Origin of the sequence: Modestobacter sp. VKM Ac-2985 (assembly GCF_026967925.1) — a bacterium.
Lineage (GTDB): Bacteria > Actinomycetota > Actinomycetes > Mycobacteriales > Geodermatophilaceae > Modestobacter.
This window is the reverse complement of the sequence record NZ_JAPVBI010000003.1, coordinates 64,526-84,883: the sequence shown is the minus strand read 5'-3', so window position 1 is coordinate 84,883 and position 20,358 is coordinate 64,526. Positions and strand designations below refer to the sequence as shown.

At 73.4% G+C, this 20,358-nt stretch carries 21 protein-coding genes; 9 read left to right on the top strand and 12 right to left on the bottom strand.

Annotation, left to right across the window (positions count from 1 at the left end; translation table 11 throughout):
* The first annotated feature begins 36 nt into the window (after window positions 1–36).
* Window positions 37–576, top strand: a complete 540-nt coding sequence (locus tag O2V61_RS16455) for an FxsA family protein (protein ID WP_269184345.1) — start codon at window positions 37–39, stop codon at window positions 574–576.
* A gap of 101 nt (window positions 577–677) precedes the next feature.
* On the opposite strand, the gene O2V61_RS16450 is transcribed toward O2V61_RS16455, so the two are convergent.
* From O2V61_RS16450 to O2V61_RS16435, 4 genes are all read right to left on the bottom strand, one after another.
* Window positions 678–1,022 (bottom strand): RNA polymerase-binding protein RbpA, encoded by a 345-nt coding sequence (locus tag O2V61_RS16450; RefSeq protein ID WP_036332628.1) that lies wholly within the window; start codon window positions 1,020–1,022, stop codon window positions 678–680.
* Between the two features lie 196 nt (window positions 1,023–1,218).
* Window positions 1,219–1,974, bottom strand: coding sequence for a thymidine kinase (locus O2V61_RS16445; protein ID WP_269184344.1), 756 nt, complete (start codon window positions 1,972–1,974; stop codon window positions 1,219–1,221).
* Window positions 1,971–3,344, bottom strand: coding sequence for an MFS transporter (locus O2V61_RS16440; protein WP_269184343.1), 1,374 nt, complete (start codon window positions 3,342–3,344; stop codon window positions 1,971–1,973). Before O2V61_RS16440 ends, O2V61_RS16445 begins: the two co-directional genes overlap by 4 nt.
* Before the next feature lie 100 nt (window positions 3,345–3,444).
* A complete protein-coding gene (locus tag O2V61_RS16435) occupies window positions 3,445–4,221 on the bottom strand; it encodes a glycerophosphodiester phosphodiesterase (protein WP_269184342.1) in 777 nt (258 codons plus the stop codon).
* Window positions 4,222–4,459: 238 nt separating this feature from the next.
* On the opposite strand from O2V61_RS16435, the gene O2V61_RS16430 reads away from it, so the two are divergent.
* Window positions 4,460–4,747, top strand: a complete 288-nt coding sequence (locus O2V61_RS16430) for a hypothetical protein (RefSeq protein WP_269184341.1) — start codon at window positions 4,460–4,462, stop codon at window positions 4,745–4,747.
* A gap of 734 nt (window positions 4,748–5,481) precedes the next feature.
* Window positions 5,482–5,958 carry a hypothetical protein gene (locus O2V61_RS16425; RefSeq protein ID WP_269184340.1) on the top strand — a complete coding sequence of 159 codons (477 nt, stop codon included), beginning with the start codon at window positions 5,482–5,484 and terminating at the stop codon, window positions 5,956–5,958.
* A 38-nt stretch (window positions 5,959–5,996) separates the two neighbouring features.
* Here the strand turns inward: O2V61_RS16425 and O2V61_RS16420 are convergent, their stop codons facing one another.
* Window positions 5,997–6,551, bottom strand: a complete 555-nt coding sequence (locus O2V61_RS16420; protein ID WP_269184339.1) for an isochorismatase family protein — start codon at window positions 6,549–6,551, stop codon at window positions 5,997–5,999.
* 77 nt (window positions 6,552–6,628) lie between these two features.
* Complete coding sequence (locus tag O2V61_RS16415; protein ID WP_269184338.1) at window positions 6,629–6,985, bottom strand: TfoX/Sxy family protein; 357 nt, start codon at window positions 6,983–6,985, stop codon at window positions 6,629–6,631.
* 267 nt (window positions 6,986–7,252) lie between these two features.
* On the opposite strand from O2V61_RS16415, the gene O2V61_RS16410 reads away from it, so the two are divergent.
* Window positions 7,253–9,043: a glycoside hydrolase family 15 protein gene (locus O2V61_RS16410; protein WP_269184337.1), complete on the top strand. Its 1,791-nt coding sequence runs from the start codon at window positions 7,253–7,255 to the stop codon at window positions 9,041–9,043.
* Window positions 9,044–9,084: 41 nt separating this feature from the next.
* Here O2V61_RS16410 and O2V61_RS16405 read toward each other — a convergent pair whose 3' ends face one another.
* Together O2V61_RS16405 and O2V61_RS16400 are read right to left on the bottom strand one after the other, a co-directional pair.
* The gene (locus tag O2V61_RS16405; RefSeq protein ID WP_269184336.1) at window positions 9,085–9,867 is read right to left on the bottom strand and encodes a hypothetical protein; all 783 of its coding nucleotides are present in this window, start codon (window positions 9,865–9,867) and stop codon (window positions 9,085–9,087) included.
* On the bottom strand, window positions 9,864–10,769 hold the full coding sequence (locus O2V61_RS16400; protein WP_269184335.1) for an ABC transporter ATP-binding protein: 906 nt from the start codon (window positions 10,767–10,769) through the stop codon (window positions 9,864–9,866). Before O2V61_RS16400 ends, O2V61_RS16405 begins: the two co-directional genes overlap by 4 nt.
* A gap of 174 nt (window positions 10,770–10,943) precedes the next feature.
* On the opposite strand from O2V61_RS16400, the gene O2V61_RS16395 reads away from it, so the two are divergent.
* Window positions 10,944–12,200, top strand: coding sequence for a sensor histidine kinase (locus O2V61_RS16395; protein ID WP_269184334.1), 1,257 nt, complete (start codon window positions 10,944–10,946; stop codon window positions 12,198–12,200).
* A gap of 23 nt (window positions 12,201–12,223) precedes the next feature.
* On the top strand, window positions 12,224–12,868 hold the full coding sequence (locus tag O2V61_RS16390; protein ID WP_269184333.1) for a response regulator: 645 nt from the start codon (window positions 12,224–12,226) through the stop codon (window positions 12,866–12,868).
* 6 nt (window positions 12,869–12,874) lie between these two features.
* Here O2V61_RS16390 and O2V61_RS16385 read toward each other — a convergent pair whose 3' ends face one another.
* Window positions 12,875–13,480: an antibiotic biosynthesis monooxygenase gene (locus O2V61_RS16385; RefSeq protein ID WP_269184332.1), complete on the bottom strand. Its 606-nt coding sequence runs from the start codon at window positions 13,478–13,480 to the stop codon at window positions 12,875–12,877.
* A gap of 108 nt (window positions 13,481–13,588) precedes the next feature.
* Here O2V61_RS16385 and O2V61_RS16380 point away from each other — a divergent pair, with 108 nt between their 5' ends.
* Window positions 13,589–14,308: a M50 family metallopeptidase gene (locus O2V61_RS16380; RefSeq protein ID WP_269184331.1), complete on the top strand. Its 720-nt coding sequence runs from the start codon at window positions 13,589–13,591 to the stop codon at window positions 14,306–14,308.
* A gap of 52 nt (window positions 14,309–14,360) precedes the next feature.
* Here the strand turns inward: O2V61_RS16380 and O2V61_RS16375 are convergent, their stop codons facing one another.
* Together O2V61_RS16375 and O2V61_RS16370 are read right to left on the bottom strand one after the other, a co-directional pair.
* A complete protein-coding gene (locus tag O2V61_RS16375) occupies window positions 14,361–16,733 on the bottom strand; it encodes a glycoside hydrolase family 65 protein (RefSeq protein ID WP_269184330.1) in 2,373 nt (790 codons plus the stop codon).
* Complete coding sequence (locus O2V61_RS16370) at window positions 16,730–17,461, bottom strand: HAD family hydrolase (RefSeq protein WP_269184329.1); 732 nt, start codon at window positions 17,459–17,461, stop codon at window positions 16,730–16,732. Before O2V61_RS16370 ends, O2V61_RS16375 begins: the two co-directional genes overlap by 4 nt.
* Before the next feature lie 254 nt (window positions 17,462–17,715).
* Between O2V61_RS16370 and O2V61_RS16365 the strand changes: the two genes are divergently transcribed.
* On the top strand, window positions 17,716–18,255 hold the full coding sequence (locus O2V61_RS16365) for a YbhB/YbcL family Raf kinase inhibitor-like protein (RefSeq protein WP_269184328.1): 540 nt from the start codon (window positions 17,716–17,718) through the stop codon (window positions 18,253–18,255).
* 85 nt (window positions 18,256–18,340) lie between these two features.
* Here the strand turns inward: O2V61_RS16365 and O2V61_RS16360 are convergent, their stop codons facing one another.
* Window positions 18,341–19,171: a GNAT family N-acetyltransferase gene (locus tag O2V61_RS16360; RefSeq protein WP_269184327.1), complete on the bottom strand. Its 831-nt coding sequence runs from the start codon at window positions 19,169–19,171 to the stop codon at window positions 18,341–18,343.
* 91 nt (window positions 19,172–19,262) lie between these two features.
* Between O2V61_RS16360 and coaA the strand changes: the two genes are divergently transcribed.
* Window positions 19,263–20,225, top strand: a complete 963-nt coding sequence (gene coaA, locus O2V61_RS16355) for a type I pantothenate kinase (protein WP_269184326.1) — start codon at window positions 19,263–19,265, stop codon at window positions 20,223–20,225.
* The last annotated feature ends 133 nt before the right edge of the window (window positions 20,226–20,358 follow it).

Genomic DNA, 20,358 nt, shown 5'->3' with positions numbered 1-20,358 from the left:
GGAGGACCCACCGCCCCGCGGGCGAAGGGAGAACACATGGCCACCAGCCACACCGCCCCACGACGCAGGTCGTCGGGCCTCCGGATGGCGATCGGGCTGGGCGCGCTGGCCGAGGTCGTCGTCTACGTCCTGGTCGTCTCCTGGATCGGGCTGGGCTGGACGATCCTCGCCACCCTGGCCACCACCGTCCTGGGCTGGGCGCTGCTGGCCCGTCAGGGCACCAAGGCCCTCGGGGAGCTCCGGATGCGGGCCGAGGAGCACCGGGCCCCGGGCCGCGCCCTGGGGGATGCCGGACTGGTCGCCCTGGGTGGGCTGCTGATGGTGCTGCCCGGCTTCCTGGGCGACCTGCTCGGGTTGCTCTGCCTGCTGCCGGTCACCCGCGCGCTGCCCCGCGCCCTGATCGCCCGCGGGCTGCTCCGGCGGCTCCCGGACGCGCTGCGCGGACCGGTGTACGTGCGATCGACGCGCACCGAGACGGTCACCGGCCCCGACCAGCCGTTCCGGGCCGGCCCGGCCACCCGCGGGGAGCACCCGGTGATCGAGGGCGAGGTCGCCGCGGAGCGCACGGACCCCTGACCAGCTGGTCCGGGGCGCTCCCCGGACACGGAACGGCCCCGGTGGGAGGTCCCACCGGGGCCGTTCACGTTCAGCTGAGACGTCTCAGCTGGGAGAGCAGCTCAGGATGCGCGGGTGCGGCGACCGCGGAGCACCTCGAGGCGCTCGGCGAGGACCTCCTCGAGGTCGTCGACCGAACGACGCTCCAGGAGCATGTCCCAGTGCGTGCGCGGGGGCTTGACCTTCTTGGGGGCCGGCTCCGCGCCCCCGACCAGCTTGGCGGCCGAACCGTCGTACTTGCACTCCCAGGTGTCGGGGAGTTCGGCGTCATCGGCGAAGGGCACCGTGACGAGGTGCCCCTGGGCACACCGGTACTCGGCGTACTGCCGCTCGATGGGCGCGGTGTTGCGCTCGGTCTCATAGCTCACGCTGCCCAGTCGGCTCCCGCGTAGCGAACGCTCGCCCATGGCACACCGTCCTCTCGTGCTGATGTCGGTCAGATCTGGACTGCCCGGGCATCCGCATGCTCACGCATCCGGTGCGGGGTGTCGTAGACGTCAACGACAGATGAAGGAAATGGATTCCACGTCGTCAGCAACACATCATCGCACGGGGTGATGTATCAGCGCTCAACCACCCTGACGGGTGAGCCCGGCGGCCCGTTCAGCGCAGGGCCAGCTGCCCCGGCCCGGTCGGTGTCGGCCCCAGCTGACCACGGGAGAAGTGCCGCCGGCAGAGCACCTGGTACCGGACGGCGGCCTCTCCGGCGGCCGGCGTGGCCTCCGGCTGCAGCGCCGGCGCGGTGTCGGCGACCACCACGGTGGCCCCCTCGCGCACCACGGCGTCGCCGACGACCCGGGCGTTGAGCAGACCGGGCAGGCCGCACCAGCAGAGCACCTCGACCTGCACCCGCTGCACGTCGTCGGCCAGCTCGAACAGCCGCTGGGTGCCGGGGAACAGCCGGGTGCGGAAGTCGGTGGTCAGCCCGAACGCGTAGACGTCGACGTGCGACTCGTCGACCAGCTCGGCCAGCTGCTCGGCCTGCTCCCCGGTGAGGAACTGCGCCTCGTCGACGATCAGGTAGTCGACCCGGTGCCCGGCGGCCCACCGGTCGCGCACCAGCAGCCGGACGTCGGTGTCGGCGTCCAGCTCGACCGCCGCCCGCTGCAGCCCGACCCGGGAGCTGATCTGCGGGGTGCCGGACCGGTCGCCCTGGGTCAGCAGCAACCCGTGCCGGCCCTGCCGGCTCTGGTTGTGGTCGACCTGGAGGGCGAGGGTGGACTTCCCGCAGTCCATCGGGCCGTGGAAGAAGACCAGGTGGGCCGGGGCCGGGTGCCGGCGGCGGTCACCGGCGGCCGGGACGACGCCCAGCGAGGCGTCGAGGGCGTCGAGCTGGCCGGCGGGGGGAGTGGGGGTCACAGACGCTCCGGGGGTGTGTTGCCGGCTTCCACGATCGCACGGCGCATGTCCAGCTTGGCCAGCAGGAAGCCGCCGGCGACGAAGAAGAAGACGAGGCTGAAGATCGCGTACCGGTAGGAGTCGGTGAGCTGGTAGGTCAGGGCGAACAGGAACGGGCCGAGCCAGCTCGTCCCACGGTCGCTGATCTCGTAGAAGCCGAAGTACTCGGCCTCCTTGCCCGGCGGGATCAGCTGGCTGAACAGCGACCGGGACAGCGCCTGGGTGCCGCCCAGCACGAAGCCGATGCAGACGGCCAGCAGGTAGAACTGGACGACGGCGCCCGACTGCACGAAGTAGGCGGCCACCAGGACCCCGACCCACAGCACGAGGCTGCCCAGCACCGTCCGCTTGGCGCCGATCGCCATGGCGATCCGGCCCATCGCGATCGCACCGAAGAAGGCGACCACCTGCACCAGCAGGATGGCCGAGATCAGCGTCGACTGGTCCAGGTCCAGCTCCTCGGCGCCGTACTGCGCCGACACCCCGATGATCGTCTGCACGCCGTCGTTGAACAGCAGGTAGGCCCCGAGGAACCACAGGGTCAGCCGGTACCGGCGCAGGTCGCGCAGCGTCGCGGCGAGCTGACGGAACCCCCCGGCGAGCGCCCCCTGCCCGGGCCCGACCACCACCGCGGACTCCCGTGGCCGCCGGTTGCGCAGCAGCGAGACGCTGACCACGGTGAACCCGGCCCACCAGAAGCCGGCCGAGGCCAGGCAGATCCGCACCGCCTCGCCCTCGGTCAGACCGAGCGACTCGTACTGGGAGAACAGCGCCAGGTTGGCGGCCAGCAACAGCGCCCCGCCCAGGTAGCCGCAGGCCCAGCCGCGGCTGGACACGGCGTCCCGCTCGTCCGGGCCGGCCAGGTCGGGCAGCCAGGAGTAGTAGACGACGGTCGCCGCACCGAAGGAGAGGTTCGCCGCGATGAACAGCACCGCGCCCAGGAGGTAGCGCTCGCCGGCGACGAAGAAGAGCGACATGGTGCACAGCGAGCCGAGACCGGCGAAGGTGGCCAGCAGCTGCCGCTTGGCGCCGCTGCGGTCGGCGATGGCCCCGGTGATCGGCAGCACCAGCACCTGGAGCACGACCGACAGCGACAGCACGTACCCGAACCAGCTGCCGGTCGGGACGCTGATGCCCAGCGGGTGGATCCGGCCGTCGGCGTCCGCGGCCGCCTCGGCGATCGACGTCAGGTACGGGGCGAGGAAGACGGTCGTCACCGAGGTGTTGAAGACCGACATCGCCCAGTCGTAGGAGTACCAACCGGCGCGCTCCCGGCGCAGCGCCCGATCGGGCGGCGGCGGTGCGGGGTCGACCTGCGGGGCGGCGCTCACCGGCGCAGGGTGCCAGTCCCGGGGACGGCGGTCCAGCACCGGCCCGGATGGCCGCCCGTGCCGTTCTGCGCCGGCCAGGGGAGCCGCGGGGCGCGCGTCCTCACGCGCCCGTCCACTGCCCCCGGGACACCAGCAGGTCACGGAGCATCGCCGGCCGGTCGGTCATCACGCCGTCGACGCCCAGGTCGAGCATCTCGGCGGCCTCCGCCTCGCTGTCGACGGTCCACACGTGCACCTGCAGGCTGCGGGCGTGCGCCGCGGCGATGAACCGCTCGTCGACCAGCGGGCGGCCCCCCAGGGCGAGCGGCACCTGCGCGCAGCCGGCCTGGATCCGCACCAGCCCCGCAGCGCGCGGCGAGTAGGAGGAGAGCCGGAGCGCGGCGACGCCCTTGGGCCCCAGGGAGGTGCAGACGGCGGGGCCGAAGAGGCGCCGCGCCGCGGCGATCCGGGCGTCGGAGAACGAGCCGAGGCAGATCCGGTCCTCGACGTTCAGCCGGCGGATGGAACGCACCAGGGGCGCCAGCACGCCGGCGGCCTTGATGTCCAGGTTGAACCGGACGTCGGGCCAGGCACCCAGCAGGTCCTCCAGTCGCATGATCGGCTCGCGGCCGCCGATCAGCGCCGTGCGGACGTCCCGCCAGTGCATGGTGTCGACCCGTCCGGTCTGGTCGGTGACCCGGTCCAGCGTCGGGTCGTGGAAGACCACCAGCTCGCCGTCGTAGGTGACCCGGACGTCGGTCTCGAGGTACCGGTAACCCAGCGCCACACACGCCTCGAAGGCCGGCTGGGTGTTCTCCAGGTGCTCGATCGCCCCACCCCGGTGGGCCATCGCCACCGGGGTCGGCCCATCGAGGAAGGCGTAACGCGAGCCCGGCACCCCCCCACGCTAGTGCGCTGCGCCCCGGCCCGTCCGAGGAGGTCCTGGTCACGGGGCAGCCGCTCTCGCGGACCGGCTCGGGCGTGTCCGCGGCGGGCGGCCGGACCGGGCGTCTACCGTCCGTGCCGTGGCGGTAGAGCAGGGCGTCGAGGCCCCTCCGGTCCCTCGGTCACGGCGGGCCGAGGGTGAGGAGCGACGGTGCGGTTGGTGCCGCAACGTCCTCCCGGCGCAGGAGTCGGTGGGCCGGCCTCGGCTCTACTGTGGCCAGGCCTGCCGGCAGCGGGCGTACGAACAGCGCGCGGCGACGGCCAAGGCGGGTCTGTCCGCGGACGTCGTCCTGGTGACCCGGGCGGAGCTGGACGGTCTGCAGGACCGGCTGTACCAACTGCGCTGTGCGATCGAGGACGTCCAGACGCTGCTCACCGAGAAGCCCACCAAGGCCGAGCTCGAGCGGTCCCTGGCCGACCTGGTCCGGTCGACCGGCCGGCTCGACCGGCTCTGGCTGAGCGGCAAGACCGCCGGCTGAGCCACCGGGCGGCCCACACCAGGTGCTGGCCCGAGATGCGTCACTGTGACGTATCTCACCTCGAGACGGTGGACCTCGGGGGATCGGTCCGCTGGTCGGCGACCCGCGTCACGGCCAGAGCTCACCTCGGCCCACTCCGGCAGGCACCCGTCGGTGATGGCGCCGGCCTGGCGTCAGTCGCGCACGACGGCGAGTTCGCGAGCCGGCGACCGCGGGTGTCCGAGCCCCGCGCAGAGGTGCCTTTTCGTCAATGTGACGTTTTTGGGTCGGCGCAGCGACACCACGGGGAGTCGGACCAGGTGGTCACTGGAGGACTGCGGGCGACCCTGACCTGCGGCGAGTGGTGGCCGCCCGTGCTGATCGACCAGCACGACGGGCCACCAAGATCGTCGGCTGAGACGGCCGAGACAACCGAGGCGACCGGCGCCGGTCATCGGGAGCAGCATTCGTCGACTCGACGCACGGGACGCGCGTGCCGGGCACAGCGCGCCGAGTGGTCGGGCCGGACGCAGTGACCACGTGCCACTCGACGTGCACGCCGCCGACCGGACGGGTCATCGCGGGCCGGAAGGGGCTCTGAGCAGCCTCATCCCGTCCGCCGATAATCGACATTATGTCAAGTAGTGGGGTGATCGACCGATGTGGCGCTCCCCGCGATGACGACCTCGGTACCTCATGCCGAGGAGCCGCCTGCGTGCGTAAGGTGACGCGTCAGTCGATGAACAGGAGCGACGATGCGACGACAGCAGGCGGCGTTGCTGGTCACCAGCATCCTGCTGCTCGGCACGTCAGCGTGCTCCTGGTTCTCCGAAGCCGCTCCAGGGCCCTCCACTCCGGGTGCTGTCTACACCGGGGCCCCGTACGTGGCACCGCCCGACGACGCCGGCGCCACCGTCCTGCTGGAGCAGGAGCACACCGGCTCGCACGTCTTCGACCTGCCCACCGGCGGCGATCACCCGGCGCTGCACGTCGGGGGCGACTGCGGCGAGGAGCACGCGGGGCAGTCCCTGACGATCGGGATCGGTGACGACCGGTCCGTCTGGCAGATGCAGTTCACCGTCCCGTGTGCCGGCGCCGGCGGTGGTGCCTCGGTGAGCTACCCGGCCGCGGAGCTCCCGGGTGCGCCGACCCGGCTGTACGTCACGACCGGAGACGACGTGCACCATGCCGTGCGCGTGTGGGGCAGCGACTCGCCAGTGGTCGTGCCGTGATCTGACTCCCCCACCGGCCACGGTGCTGGCGTCGCTGGTCAGCCGGTGAACGTCACGTCCTTCGTGTCGACCACGGCGGCCGTGCGCCCGGGCGCGGACTGGAACTGCCAGTAGAGGTTCGTGTGCGCGATGACCTGCTCGGCCGGCGGTGCGCCCCAGGCGCTCTTGTCGCCGGCGGTGTGTGCGTCGCCGACCAGCGTCACGTCGTAGCCCCGGGTGAACGCACCGTGGATGGTCGACCGGATGCAGGCATCGGACTCGGCACCGGCCACGACCACGCGGCCCACGGCGAGGTCAGCCAGCACGTCCGCGAGGTCGGTGCCCTCGAACGAGTCGCCGTAGGACTTGTGCACCAGCGGCTCGGACTCGGCTCGCACCAGCTCGGGGACGTACTGCCAGGCGTCGCTCCCCCGCACCAGCTCCTCGTCGGAGTGCTGCACCCAGACCACCGGCACCCCGTCGTCTCGGGCCTGCTCGACCAGCTCGTTGATGTGGCCCACGACCTCGTCGCGGCGGGGCGCCTCGGCCACCACGCCCTGCTGCACGTCGATGACGACGAGCGCGGTGTTCGGTCGGTCCGGGAGCGTGCTCATGGCGGTCTCCTGCGGTCAGCGGCTGGTGCGACAGCGGGGACGCTAGACCGGAGCCCCGACAGGAACACCCATGACGATCAGCTCCTCGCCGCCTTCTCGGCTGTCCGCTCGGCGTTGTGCTCCAGGACGGCGTGCATCCAGAACTGCAGGTCCCCGTCGTCCATGAGCGCTGCCTCGTCGACGGCGATCCAGCCCTCGCCCATGGAGCGGCCCGTGCCCATCTCCGCCCGGCGGGCCCCGGTCACCGAGAGGTACTCGGCATCTCGGCTGCGCGACACCCGCACGAGCAGGGCTCCCCCACCGGCCGAGACGCAGGCGATCATCTCGCCGTCGACCATGAACGCGAGGCCACCGAACATCCGCACCTCGCGAACGGTCCTCTCCCCCGGGACAGCCCTGCGGACGCGGTCGGCGAGTTCGGCGTCGTAGGCCACGGACCGTCTCCTCTCCGGACGAGCTGAGCGACGTGGAGCCGCCGGTCGTTCCTAGCACCGTCCAGGGCCATCCGGGCCCCACTGCCCCGCTGCTTGCGCGGTTGTTCTGTTGCTCCTGTTCTCAATCAGGGCCAAATGTTGGGGATAACGGATGATCATCACGCGGTCGCGGGGTTTGCCGGGCGGAGCAGGACGGTAGGGCCTGCTGGGCGCCTTCGTGCCATGCCGCGGCCCAACCCCGGCCGACCCACTCGAGAGGAACCGCCCGTGCCCAGCAGGATCGAAGACTACGGACTGATCGGGGACCTGCAGACCGCTGCGCTGGTCGGCAAGGACGGCTCGATCGACTGGCTGTGCCTGCCGTCCTTCGACTCCGCTGCCTGCTTCGCCGCCCTGCTCGGCGACGAGCGCAACGGTCGCTGGCGGCTCGCCCCGGCCGACGGGAGCAGCTGCACCAGCCGGCGCTACCGGGGTGACTCGCTGGTGCTGGAGACCGAGTGGGAGACCCCGACCGGCACCGTCCGGGTCATCGACTTCATGCCACCACGAGGTGAGAGCCCGGACGTCGTCCGGATCGTGGAGGGCGTGTCCGGCCGCGTGCCGATGCGGATGGACCTGGTGCTCCGGTTCGACTACGGCCACCTCGTGCCCTGGGTGCGCTCGGTGGACGGCGACCTGGTCGCCGTCGCCGGCCCGGACGCGGTCTCGCTGACCACGCCGGTGGAGCTGCACGGGGAGGACCACACCACCTCGGCCGAGTTCGAGGTCACCGCCGGCGAGCGCGTCCCGTTCGTGCTGGTCCAGTCCCCCTCGCACCTGCCGCGGCCCGAGCCGGTCGACGCCGAGGAGGCGCTGGCCAGCACCGAGGCCTACTGGGCCGAGTGGATCGGCCACTGCACCTACGACGGCGAGTGGGCTCCGGCGGTCCGCCGCTCACTGATCACCCTGAAGGCGCTGACCTACCGGCCCACCGGCGGGATCGTCGCCGCCGCGACCACCTCCCTGCCCGAGGAGCTCGGCGGCAGCCGGAACTGGGACTACCGGTACTGCTGGCTGCGTGACGCCACCTTCACCCTGCAGGCCCTGCTGGGCACCGGCTACCTCGAGGAGGCGAGCGCCTGGCGGGAGTGGCTGCTGCGCGCCGTCGCCGGTGACCCGGCCGACCTGCGGATCATGTACGCCCTCGACGGCTCCCGGCGGATCCCGGAGTACGAGCTGCCGTGGCTGCCCGGGTACGAGGGCTCGGCCCCGGTGCGGGTGGGCAACGCCGCCGCCGGGCAGTTCCAGCTCGACGTCTGGGGTGAGGTGCTCGACGGCCTGCACCTGGCCCGCGAGTCCGGCCTCTGCGCCACCGCGGACGCCTGGGCCGTGCAGAAGGAGCTGCTGGCCTACCTGGAGGAGATCTGGGAGACCCCGGACAACAGCCTCTGGGAGGTCCGTGGCAAGCCCCGGCACTTCGTGCACTCCAAGGTGCTGGCCTGGGCCGGCGTCAACGGCGCGATCGAGGCGGTCGAGCGGCACGGGCTGGACGGGCCGGTCGAGCGCTGGCGGGAGCTGCGGCAGCGGATCCACGACGACGTGTGCGCCCGCGGCTACGACCCCGAGCGCCGCACCTTCACCCAGTTCTACGGCTCGGAAGGGCTGGACGCCGCGCTGCTGCTCATCCCCCAGGTCGGCTTCCTGCCCTGGGACGACGAGCGGGTCGTGGGCACCGTGGACGCCGTCCAGCGCGAGCTGATGTCCGACGGCTTCCTGCTGAGGTACCACACCCACGCCGACGGCCGGGTCGACGGCCTGCCGGGCGACGAGGCGCCGTTCCTGCTGTGCAGCTTCTGGCTCGCCGACGCCCTCAACGGCATCGGCCGCACCGCCGAGGCCCGGGAGCTCTTCGAGCGGCTCCTCGGCCTGGGCAACGACCTCGGCCTGATGAGCGAGGAGTACGACCCGCGCACCGGCCGGCACCTGGGCAACACCCCGCAGGCGTTCAGCCACGTCGGGCTGGTCAACACCGCCCGGCACCTCAGCGGGGCGCTGCGGGTCCCCGGCGAGCACGCCTGAGCCGGACGGCGGCGGGACTGCTCCCGCCGCCGTCCGTCGGGTCAGGCGATCTCGGACCGTTGGATGCGCACCCAGCCGATCACCATGGGCAGCAGCACCCACAGCCCGACCGAGGTGCCGAACTGCGCCCAGCCCTGCCCGTCCAGCCCGTCCTGGAACAGCGGCATCGAGGTGGTCGACAGGTCCAGCCAGTCCCGCACCCAGTCCAGGGCGGCGATCAGGTTGACGACGATGTTGAACACCGTCGGCAGCACGAAGTACAGGACGATCGCCAGCGGCGAGCTGAGCAGCAGCATGCCGAACGCGACACCGGCCAGCACGGTCACCACCTGGACGACGAGCACCTGACCCACCAGCGCGGCGGAGATCCCCCAGTCCCGCTCCGCGTCGGAGAAGACCGGGGTCAGCACCGTCGCGAGCACGGAGGCCAGGGCCGCGACGACCACTCCCAGCACCGCCAGCAGCGTGGCCGCGAGCACCTTGGCGACGAGCACCCGGGACCGTCGGGGCACCAGGGTGAAGGTCGTCATCGCGGTGCGCTGCGACCACTCGCTGGTGACCAGCAGGATGCCCAGGACCGGCAGCAGGATGCTGATCGGCAGCTGGGTGATGCCGAAGTGGTCGGTGAACGTCTTGGGCGCGTCCTCGACGAAGACGGAGATCGCGACGACGCCGAGCACGGCCAGGCCGATGACGATGAGCAGCCAGCGGCCGGCGCGGGTGTCCGCGGACTTGCGCAGCTCCACCCGGACCAGCTGGAGCAGGGACGGCGCCGGGTGGTCGACCAGCGTCCGGGGCTGGTCGGCGAGGGTCGCGGTGCTCATGCCCGCACCTCCTGGACCTCGTGCGAGGAGCCGGTGAGAGAACGGAAGAGCTCTTCCAGTCCCGCTCCCCCGGCGGCTCGCAGCTCGGTGAGGACGACGCCCGCCGCCGCCACCGCCTGCCCCACGGCGAGGGCCTCGGCGTCGGCCACCAACGCGTCGTCCGGGCCGGCGGACACGCCGATACCGGCTGCCTCCAGGGCCTTGGCCAGCAGGGCCCGGTCCGGGCCGCGCACCAGGGTCCCGCCCGTGCCGGCCAGCAGCTCGTTCTTGCCGCCCTGCGCGACGATCCGCCCGCCGGCGATGACCACCAGCTGGTCGGCGACCGCCTCCACCTCGTGCAGCAGGTGCGAGGACAGCAGCACCGTGCCGCCGCGGTCGGCGAAGTCGCGCAGCAGCCCGCGCATCCAGAAGATGCCCTCGGGGTCCAGCCCGTTGGCCGGCTCGTCGAGGACCAGCACCTGGGGGTCACCGATCAGCGCCGTCGCCAGCCCCAGCCGCTGCCGCATCCCGAGGGAGTACTTCCCGACGCGCTTGCCGGCCGGCCGGCCGGCGAGCCCGACCCGCTCCAGCGCCTCGTCGACCCGGTGCCGCTCGACGCCGAGGACCTGGGACGTCAGGGTGAGCACCTCCCGACCGGTGCGCCCGCTGTGCTGCGCACCGGCGTCGAGCAGCACGCCCACCGACCGCCCGGCGTTGGGCAGGTCGCGGTACCGGCGTCCACCCACGGTCGCCGTGCCGCTGCTCGGCTCGGCCAGCCCGACCAGGGCGCGCATCGTGGTGGACTTGCCGGCGCCGTTGGGGCCGAGGAAGCCGGTGACGGTGCCGGGCGCGCAGGAGAAGGAGACGTCGGAGACGGCGACCTGTGCGCCGTACCTCTTCGTCAGGTGCTCGATCGTGATCATGGTGCAGACCCTGCCCCGACCAGGCGGCCCCGCGCATCGGCCAGAAGTAGGTGATCTTGGGCCGCACCCGGCTCACGGCGGCGCAGACGTAGACCTTGGTCGGTTCCAGGGGCCGATGGGGGTCCGTAGCCTCCCCCTGTGAGCGTGGCGATGCGATCGGGACCTCCCTCCGGCGTGGAGCACCCCTCCCTGGTGCCGGCCCAGCTGCTGGGCGACCCCGCTGCCGCACCCGAGCGCAGCCCGGGCACCACCTCCGGTACCGGCCGATCCCGTGTCCGCCGGTCGGTCCGTGACTGGGCGGTCGACGTCGCGGCGTTCCTGTTCGCGATCGCCTTCGGCCTGGTCGTCGTGGGCATCACGCTGAGCGAACCGGGGCCGCACCCGGACGCGCTCATCGCCGCCGACATCGCGGCCGGGACGATCGGCTGCCTGCTCCTCTGGCTACGGCGGCGGTGGCCGGTCGGCGTGGCCGTGGTGCTGGCGTTGATCGGCAGCTTCTCGGACATGAGCGGTGCGGCGGTGCTGATCGCGCTGTTCACGGTCGCCGTGCACCGCCGGCTCCCGCCGGTGCTGGCCGTGGCCGGGCTGAACCTGGCGTCCTTCGTCGCCTACTGCCTGCTGCGGCCGACCGAGGACATGCCGTTGCCGCTGTTCCTCGGGTTCGGCGTCGTGCTGATCGCCGCCGTCGTGGCCTGGGGGCTGTTCGTCCGGGCCCGCCGCCAGCTGGTGCTGTCGCTGCGGGAGCGCGCGGTCCGCGCGGAGGACGAGCAGCAGCGCCGGGTCGAGCAGGCCCGGCACCTGGAGCGCACCCGGATCGCCCGGGAGATGCACGACGTGCTGGCCCACCGGCTGTCGCTGCTGAGCATGCACGCCGGCGCGCTGGAGTTCCGCCCCGACGCCCCCGCGGCCGAGGTGGCCCAGGCCGCCGGCGTCGTCCGGGCCAGCGCCCGCCAGGCCCTGGAGGACCTCCGGGAGGTGATCGGGGTGCTCCGCGACGGTGGGGACGGCGACCCGAGCACCCGCCCCCAGCCGACCCTGGCCGACCTGCCCACGCTGATCGAGGAGTGCCGGCGGGCCGGGGTCCGGGTGCGGGCGGAGTACCGGGTGCCCGAGCTCCGCTCCGCTCCGGCCGCCACCGGGCGCAACGCCTACCGCGTCGTCCAGGAGGGCCTGACCAACGTGCGCAAGCACGCGCCGGGCACCGTGGCCGCCGTGCTGGTCACCGGCGGCCCCGGCACCGGTCTGACCGTGGAGGTGCGCAACCCGACGCCGGCCGGTGGAGAGCACGGCACGCCGTTGCCCAGCGCCGGGACGGGCCTGGTCGGGCTGCTCGAGCGGGTCAGCCTCGGTGGCGGCCACCTGGAGCACGGCTGGACCACCGACGGTGAGTTCCGGCTGCGCGCCGAGCTGCCCTGGCCGGCCGCGGCGTGAGGGAGCCGGTCCGGGTCCTCGTCGTGGACGACGACCCGCTCGTGCGCGCAGCCCTGGCCATGGTCCTGGGTGGCGCCGCGGACCTCGAGCTCGTCGGCGAGGCCACCGACGGCGACGAGGTGCCGGCCGCCGTCGCGGCCAGCGCGCCGGACGTCGTCCTGATGGACATCCGGATGCCGCGCACCGACGGGCTGACCGCCACCGAGCTGCTGCAGGCCCGGCCGGACGCGCCCGAGGTGATCGTGCTGACCACCTTCGACGCCGACGACCAGGTGCTCCGTGCCCTGCGGGCGGGGGCCAGCGGCTTCCTGCTCAAGGACACCCCGCCGGCCGCGATCCTGGAGGCCGTGCGCCGGGTGGCCGCCGGGGAGCCGATGCTCTCCCCCACCGTGACCCGTCAGCTCATCGCGCACGTCTCGGCGGTGCGGCCGGCCGGCCCCGGCGAGGACCGGCAGACCCGTGCCCGGACCCGGCTCGAGCTGCTCAGCGACCGGGAGCGGGAGGTGGCGCTCGCCGTCGGGCGCGGGCTGTCGAACGCCCAGATCGGTGCGGAGCTGTACCTCAGCGTGGCCACCGTGAAGGCGCACGTCTCCCGGCTGCTGGTGAAGCTGGAGGTCGCCAACCGGGTCCAGATCGCGCTGCTCACCCACGACGCCGATCTCGTGTGACCCCGGTCAGCGGTCGCGCCAGCGCCGTCCCTGGAGCCACCATCCCAGCCGCCGGGTCACCCAGGGCAGCAGCAGGTAGGTCATCACCGGGGTGAGGGTCAGCGTCAGCGCGGCCACCCGCAGGACGACGTGGGCCTCGGCCAACAGCGCGCCCAGGGTGACCGTGGCGAGCAGGTTGAGCGGGAAGAAGACCAGCCAGATGGTCACCGCCTGCTTCCAGCGCGGTGGTGCAGCGGACACGGGCAGCTCCGTCGCCGCGTCGGCCGGTGCGTCGAACCAGCCCTCGATGCCGGTGCGCCGCTCGGTGCGGGTGACCTCGGCCAGCCCCTGGGCCGAGCCCAGCCACCAGCGCCGCTCCGGGCTGGCCTCCCAGGCCGCCATCGTGGCCGGTGAGTCGAAGCGGCACAGCATGTGCCACTCCTCGGCACCGTGGCGTGGGCGGACCCAGCCACCGCCGAGGAACCCCGGGAAGGCCTCGGCCATCGTCAGTCCCGCCCGGATCCAGGCGGTCATCTCCACCGCGTGGGCCGGGTCGGCCCGCCGCGTGAACGAGACGGTCACCGGCAGCTGCGGGGTCTCCGCCGGCGCCGGCACCGGGACAGTGCGCTGCATCCCCCCAGCATCGCCGCCACGGATGACGCACGGATGTCGGATCGCTCACCCTGCCCGCTGCGGCGTGGCGCTGACCTGGTGCACAGGTCCGCTGGCGACCATGCCCGGGTGGACGTCGTCAGCTCGCTCTGGGAGCAGGTCTCGGCGACCTCTCCCCCGCTGCCGGGCTGGCTGCTCGCCCTGACCGCGGCGCTCGCCGCCTGCCTCGTCCTCTCCCCCGCCCTGTGGCGGCGGGCCCGGCACTCGGTGACGATCGCGCACGAGGGGGCGCACGGCCTGGCCGCCCTGGTCACCGGGCGGCGGCTGGCCGGCATCCGCCTGCACTCCGACACCTCCGGGGTCACCGTCTCGGCCGGTCGGCCGCGCGGTCCCGGCATGGTGCTCACCGCAGCCGCGGGCTACACCGGCCCGGGCCTGTTCGGGCTGGGTGCCGCGGCGCTGCTGGCCGCCGGGTACGCCATCGGGCTGCTGTGGGCGCTGCTGCTGCTGCTCGCCCTGCTCCTGGTGCAGATCCGCAACTGGTACGGCCTGTGGTCGGTGCTCGTCACCGGCGCACTGGTGTTCGCGGCCACCTGGTGGCTGCCCGCGGAAGGCCAGTCGGTCTTCGCCCACGGGGTCACCTGGTTCCTGTTGCTGGCCGCGCCCAAGACCGTGCTGGAGCTGCAGGCCAAGCGCCGCTCCGGTTCGGCCCGGGACTCCGACGCCGACCAGCTGGCCCGGCTCACCGGGCTGCCGGGGATCGTCTGGATCGCCGTCTTCCTGCTGGTCGACGGCGGCGCCCTCCTCCTCGGCGGCTGGTGGCTCCTCCGCGACACCGCCCTCCTCTGACCCCCCTTCACCACCAAGATGGCCATTTTGGTGGTGAAGGGGGGTGGTGGAGTCAGTCGCTGGTGGGGCGGTTGCGGCGGCGGGGGGCGGCGTGTGGCGGCTGGCGGACCGGCTCCACCTCGGGAGCGGGCGGGATCTCCCACTCCACCGTCTCGCCGGTGACCACGATCGGCTTCCCGTGGTGCGCAGTCTCCAACGACCCATCGCCGTAGACCAGCCGGTAGCTGGCCTTCTCCGGGGTCACCGTGACCGACAGGCACTTCCCCTGGAACACCACCCGGAAGCGCAGGCGGCGGATCCGGCCGGGCAGCCGCGGGGCGAAGGTCAGCCGGCCACCGTGGTCCCGCATGCCGCCGAAGCCGGCGACCGCGACCATCCAGCCACCGGCCAGCGAGGCGATGTGCAGCCCGTGCCCGCTGTTGCCGTGCAGGTTCTGCAGGTCGGTCAGCGCCGCCTCGCCCCAGTAGTCGTGCGCGAGGTCCAGGTGCCCGGTCTCGGCGGCGATCACCGCCTGCACCGACGCCGACAGGGAGGAGTCACGCACCGTCCGCGCCTCGTAGTAGGCGAAGTCGGCGATCTTCTCCTCGAGGGTGAAGGCGTCCCCCCGCAGGTGCAGGGCCATCACCAGGTCGGCCTGCTTGATGACCTGCTTGCGGTAGATGTCGAAGTAGGGGAAGTTCAGCAGCAGCGGGTACTGGTCGGGCCGGGTGCCCTCGAAGTCCCACTCCTCGTGGTGGGTGAACCCCTCGGACTGCTCGTGCACCCCGAGGTCGGCGTTGAACGGCACCCGCATGGCCTCGGCGGCCCGCGACCAGAGGTCGAGCTCGTCCTCGCCCACCTGCAGCCGCGCCGCGGTGTCGGGCTGACGGCGGGCGGCCGCGACCGCCTCGCGCAGGTTCCGCTGCGCCATCAGGTTCGTGTAGACGTTGTTGTCCACCACCGCGGTGTACTCGTCCGGCCCGGTGACGCCGTCGATCCGGAAGCCCTGGCCGTCGTCGAAGTGGCCGAGCGAGGCCCAGAGCCGCGCCGTCTCGACGAGCAGCTCGGTGCCGTGGTCGCGGTCGAAGTCGTCGTCCCGGGTCGCCGCGGTGTACCGGGCGACGGCGTCGGCGATGTCCGCGTTGATGTGGAAGGCGGCCGTGCCGGCCGGCCAGTAGCCCGACGTCTCCTCCCCGCGGATGGTCCGCCACGGGAACGCCGCACCGGCGTGACCCAGCACCCGGGCCCGCTCGCGGGCCAGGTCCAGCGTCGAGTGCCGCCACATCAGCGCGTCGCGCACGGCTGCGGGAGCGGTGTAGGTGAGCACCGGCAGCACGTAGGTCTCGGTGTCCCAGAACGTGTGGCCGTCGTAGCCGTCACCGGTCAGGCCCTTGGCCGGGATCGGCTGCCGCTCGGCGCGCAGGCCGGCCTGCAGGACGTGGAACATGCCGACCCGCACGGCCTGCTGCAGCTCGTCATCGCCCTCGACCTCGACGTCGGCCTCGTCCCAGTGCCGGTCCAGCAGCTCCCGCTGCTCCCGGACCAGCCGGTTCCAGCCGGCCAGCTTCGCCGTGGCCAGCGCGCCCTCGACCTGGTCCCGGACGGCGGCCGACGAGCGGCGGCTGGACCAGCCGTAGGCCAGGTACTTCACCAGCCGCAGCTTGGAGCCGGCCGGCAGCCGGGCGGCCAGGGTGTAGCGGGCCAGGTCCGGGGAGACCTCCAGGTCCTCGGTGGCCGAGTCCGGGATGTCGACCTCGTGGTCCATCCCGGCGGCCATCCGCAGCCGGCTGCGGGGTGTCTGGTGCACCAGGACGGCGTGCCGGCCGCGGCCCACGTGCAGCTCCGACTCCAGCGGCCGGGTCATCGCCGAGGCCGCGCGCGGGTCGTCGGACTGCGTCGTGATCACGAACTCGTTGGCCAGCAGGTCCGACTGCAGCGCGATGTAGAGGTCGCCCTGGTCGTCGGTGCACTCCACGGTGTACTCGATCGCGGCGATCGACCGCCGGGTCAGCGAGACCAGCCGGGTGCTGGTGACCCGGACCTGACGCCCGCTGGGCCCCCGCCACTCGGTGGCGCGGCGCAGCACGCCGTTGCGCAGGTCCAGGGTGCGGCGGTGGTCGATGACGTCGCCGTACTGCAGGTCCAGCGGGGTGTCGCCGACCAGCAGCCGGATCAGCTTGCCGTCGGTCACGTTGACCACGGTCTGGCCCTGCTCCGGGAAGCCGTAGCCGGCCTCCGCGTAGGGCATCGGCCGCTCCTCGAAGAAGCCGTTCAGGTAGGTGCCGGGGACGACGACCGGCTCTCCCTCGTCGAGGGTGCCGCGCATCCCGATGTGCCCGTTGGCCAGGGCGAACACCGACTCGTTGACCGCCAGGGAGGCCAGGTCGACGCCGACCTCGGTCAGCGACCAGGGCTCGATCAGGAAGTGCGCGCGCCCCTGGGTCACGGGGTCTCCTCCAGCAGCTGGTCCAGGTCGGTGACGACGACGTCGGCGCCGCGTTCGCGCAGCCCGTCGGCCTGGCCCACCCGGTCGACCCCCACGACGTACCCGAAGTCACCGGCCCGTCCAGCGGCCACCCCGGAGAGCGCGTCCTCGAAGACGGCGGCCTGGGCCGGCTCGACGCCGAGGGCCCGCGCCCCGGCCAGGAAGGTGTCCGGGGCCGGCTTGCCGCGCAGGCCCTGGGTGGCGGCGACCACCCCGTCGACCCGGGCGTCGATCAGGTCGGCGAACCCGGCGACGGCGACCACGTGCTCCCCGTTCGCCGACGCCGTGACGACGGCGGTGGCCAGGCCGGCGTCCCGCGCCGCCCGCAGGTACCGCATCGAGCCCTCGTAGACCTGCACGCCGTGCTCGTCCAGCTCGGCCAGGATCAGCTCGTTCTTCCGGGTCGCGACGCCGGCGACGGTGAGCGCGTCGGCGAGGTCGCCGTCGCTGCCCTCCTCCAGGGTGATCCCCCGGCTGGCCAGGAAGTCCCGGACGCCGTCCTTGCGCGGCTTGCCGTCGACGAACTCGTTGTAGTCGGCGAGGCTGAACTCCGCTGCCCCGGGGTCCCGGTTCCGCAGGAACTCGTCGAAGGTGCGTTTCCAGGCAGCCTGGTGCACCGTGGCCGTCTGCGTCAGGACCCCGTCGAGGTCGAACAGGCAGGCCCGGATGTCTTCGGGGAGTCCCAGCACGTCCGACACGCTACGGCGAGACCGCGCTCCGGACCTCCCGGCCTGCTCCTCCCCCTCGGTGATCCGCGCCTCAGGGTGCGGCGATGGACCACGCGGGCGGGCGATCCGGCCGCAGTGTTGGGGATAACGGTCAATGGAGAGCGGCGTGCGGTGTCCCGGTGACCAGGCGCCCGTGCAGGCGGCTGCCTAGGGTCGGCGGCGGGCACGACGCCCCGGCGCCACGGCCGGGGCCCCACGACCCGAGGAGTCCTCGCATGGCCGCTCGACCCACCCCGCCCGACCCCTACGACTTCCTGCCCCCCGTCCCCGCGTTCCAGGTGACCAGCGCCGACCTCACCGACGGTGAGCCGATGCCCCAGCCCCAGGTGAGCGGGAAGATGGGCCTCCCCGGAGGCGAGGACCGGTCACCGCAGCTGAGCTGGTCCGGTTTCCCGGACGGGACCCGCGGCTTCGCGGTCACCGTCTACGACCCCGACGCCCCCACCGCCAGCGGCTTCTGGCACTGGGCGGTCACCGGCCTCCCGGCCTCGGTGACCGAGCTGCCCACCGGCGCCGCCGACGGCGGGCTGCCCGCCGGCGCGGTGCAGCTGCGCAACGACGCGGGGTTCGCCGGCTACGTCGGCGCGGCACCGCCGGCCGGGCACGGCCCGCACCGCTACTTCGTCGTGGTCCACGCACTCGACACCGACGACCTCGGCGTGCCGGCCGAGGCGACCCCGGCCTACCTCGGCTTCAACCTGTTCAGCCACACCCTCGCCCGCGCCACGCTGGTCGCGACGTACGAGGTGCCGTGACCTGTCGTCCGGCGGAGGCGGCGGGCCCCCGCCTGCCTCGGCCGGACGGCCGCGCGGTGTCTCAGCCGGAGGGCCCTCCGGTCCGTCAGCCGGGAGGACGCTCGGCGACGCAGCTGGTGGCCACCCGGGCGAAGCCGGCGCGCTCGTAGACCCGGGCGACGTCGTCGTCCCCTGCGGCGAGGAACACCAGGTCGGCCGTCTGCCGGGCGTGCTCGACCAGCGCCGAGGTGAGCCCGGCCCCCAGGCCGCGGCCACGGAACCGGGGCAGCGTGGCGACGCCCACGACCTCGCTGATCTCCGTGCCGTCGACCTGCAGCGGCTGGTGCGAGCCGATCGCCACCGGCTCGCCGTCGTCCACGGCCACCATCATCACCGTCGCGCCCGAGGCCACCCGGTCGCGCAGCACCTCGGTCGGCGGCACGTCCGCGGGACCGGGGTCGTCCTGGGCCACCTCCGGTGCGCTGCGCGGTCCCTGGTCGGCGGGGGCCCGACCGGGCGAGGCGAACGCGAGGGCGGCCAGCCGCTGGTACAGGCCCAGCCGGGGGTCGTCGGCGCCGACCAGGTAGAGCCGGACCTCGCTGGGCAGCAGGACCTCGACCGGGTCGTCGGCGACCAGCAGCGGCAGCTCGTCGACCACCAGCCCGGCCGTCCGCGCCACGGTGGCCAGCCCGCGGCAGCGGTCCGCCAGCCACTCCAGCGACGCCGGCAACCCGGCCTTCTCCTGCAGTGCGATCGCGGCCCGGACGTCGTCCAGCGCGACGTCCCCGTCGAACCCCGGCCGCGGCCGGGCCGGGTGGGGCCACTCCGCCCGACCGATGGGCACCTGCAGCGCACCGATGGAGTGCACCCGGGCATCGGCCAGCGGGGCAAGGGCGAAGTAGCGCTCGATCCGGTCGAGCAGCCCGGGCGACGACACCCCCGGACCCTAACGGCCGGCGGGGGGCAGCCGCTCCGGCAGCCGCCCGGGACCCACCCGGCCGGGGGGCGCGCGGCGGGCAGACGGCACCATGGGCGCCGTGACGGCCGGTCAGCGAGCACAGGTCTCGCCCTTCACCGCGTTCGACCGCCAGTCCTGGCGGGCGTTGGCCGCGGGCGGTGAACTGCCGCTGGACGACGCCGACGTCCGGCAGCTGGCCACCCTGGGCGACCGGATCGACCTGGACGAGGTGTCCACCGTCTACCTGCCGCTGGCCCGGCTGCTGCACCTGCACGTCACCGCGAGCAGGCGGCTGTGGGCCGCCCAGACCCAGTTCCTCGGCGCCCGCACCGAGAAGGTGCCCTTCGTCATCGCCGTGGCCGGCAGCGTCGCCGTCGGCAAGAGCACCACCGCCCGCCTGCTGCAGGCGCTGCTGGCCGCCGCCCCCGACACCCCGCGGGTCGACCTGGTCACCACCGACGGCTTCCTGCTGCCCAACGCGGTCCTGGAGTCCCGGGGCCTGCTGGGCCGCAAGGGCTTCCCGGAGAGCTACGACCGGCGGGCACTGCTGCGGTTCCTGGCCGACGTCAAGTCCGGCAAGCCGGCGGTCAGCGCCCCGCTGTACTCCCACCAGTCCTACGACGTGCTGCCCGACGAGCGCCAGGTCGTCGACTCCCCCGACGTGCTGGTGCTGGAGGGGCTCAACGTGCTGCAGGCCGGCGCCCGGAACGACGGCCGGGTGCCGGAGGTCTTCCTCTCGGACTTCTTCGACTTCTCCGTCTACGTCGACGCCACCGAGCACGACATCTCCCAGTGGTACGTGGAGCGCTTCCTCGCCCTGCGCCGCACGGCCTTCCGGGACTCCGGCGCCTACTTCCACCGCTTCGCCGACCTCACCGACGAGCAGGCCACGTCGACGGCCCGCGGGATCTGGGACGCGGTCAACGAGCCCAACCTGCGGCTCAACATCGCCCCGACCCGGTCCCGCGCGCGGCTGGTGCTGCAGAAGGCCGCCGACCACTCCGTGCGCCGGGTGCTGCTGCGCAAGCTCTGACCCGTCGCGCGCCCTCCAGGAGCGCCGCGGGCCGGACACTTCCGCGCCCCGGCGTGGCCGGGTGCGCGGTCGTTGACACCGAGGTCATGCGATCGACATGTGCCACACAGCTGAGTGGTGCACGCTTGATGAC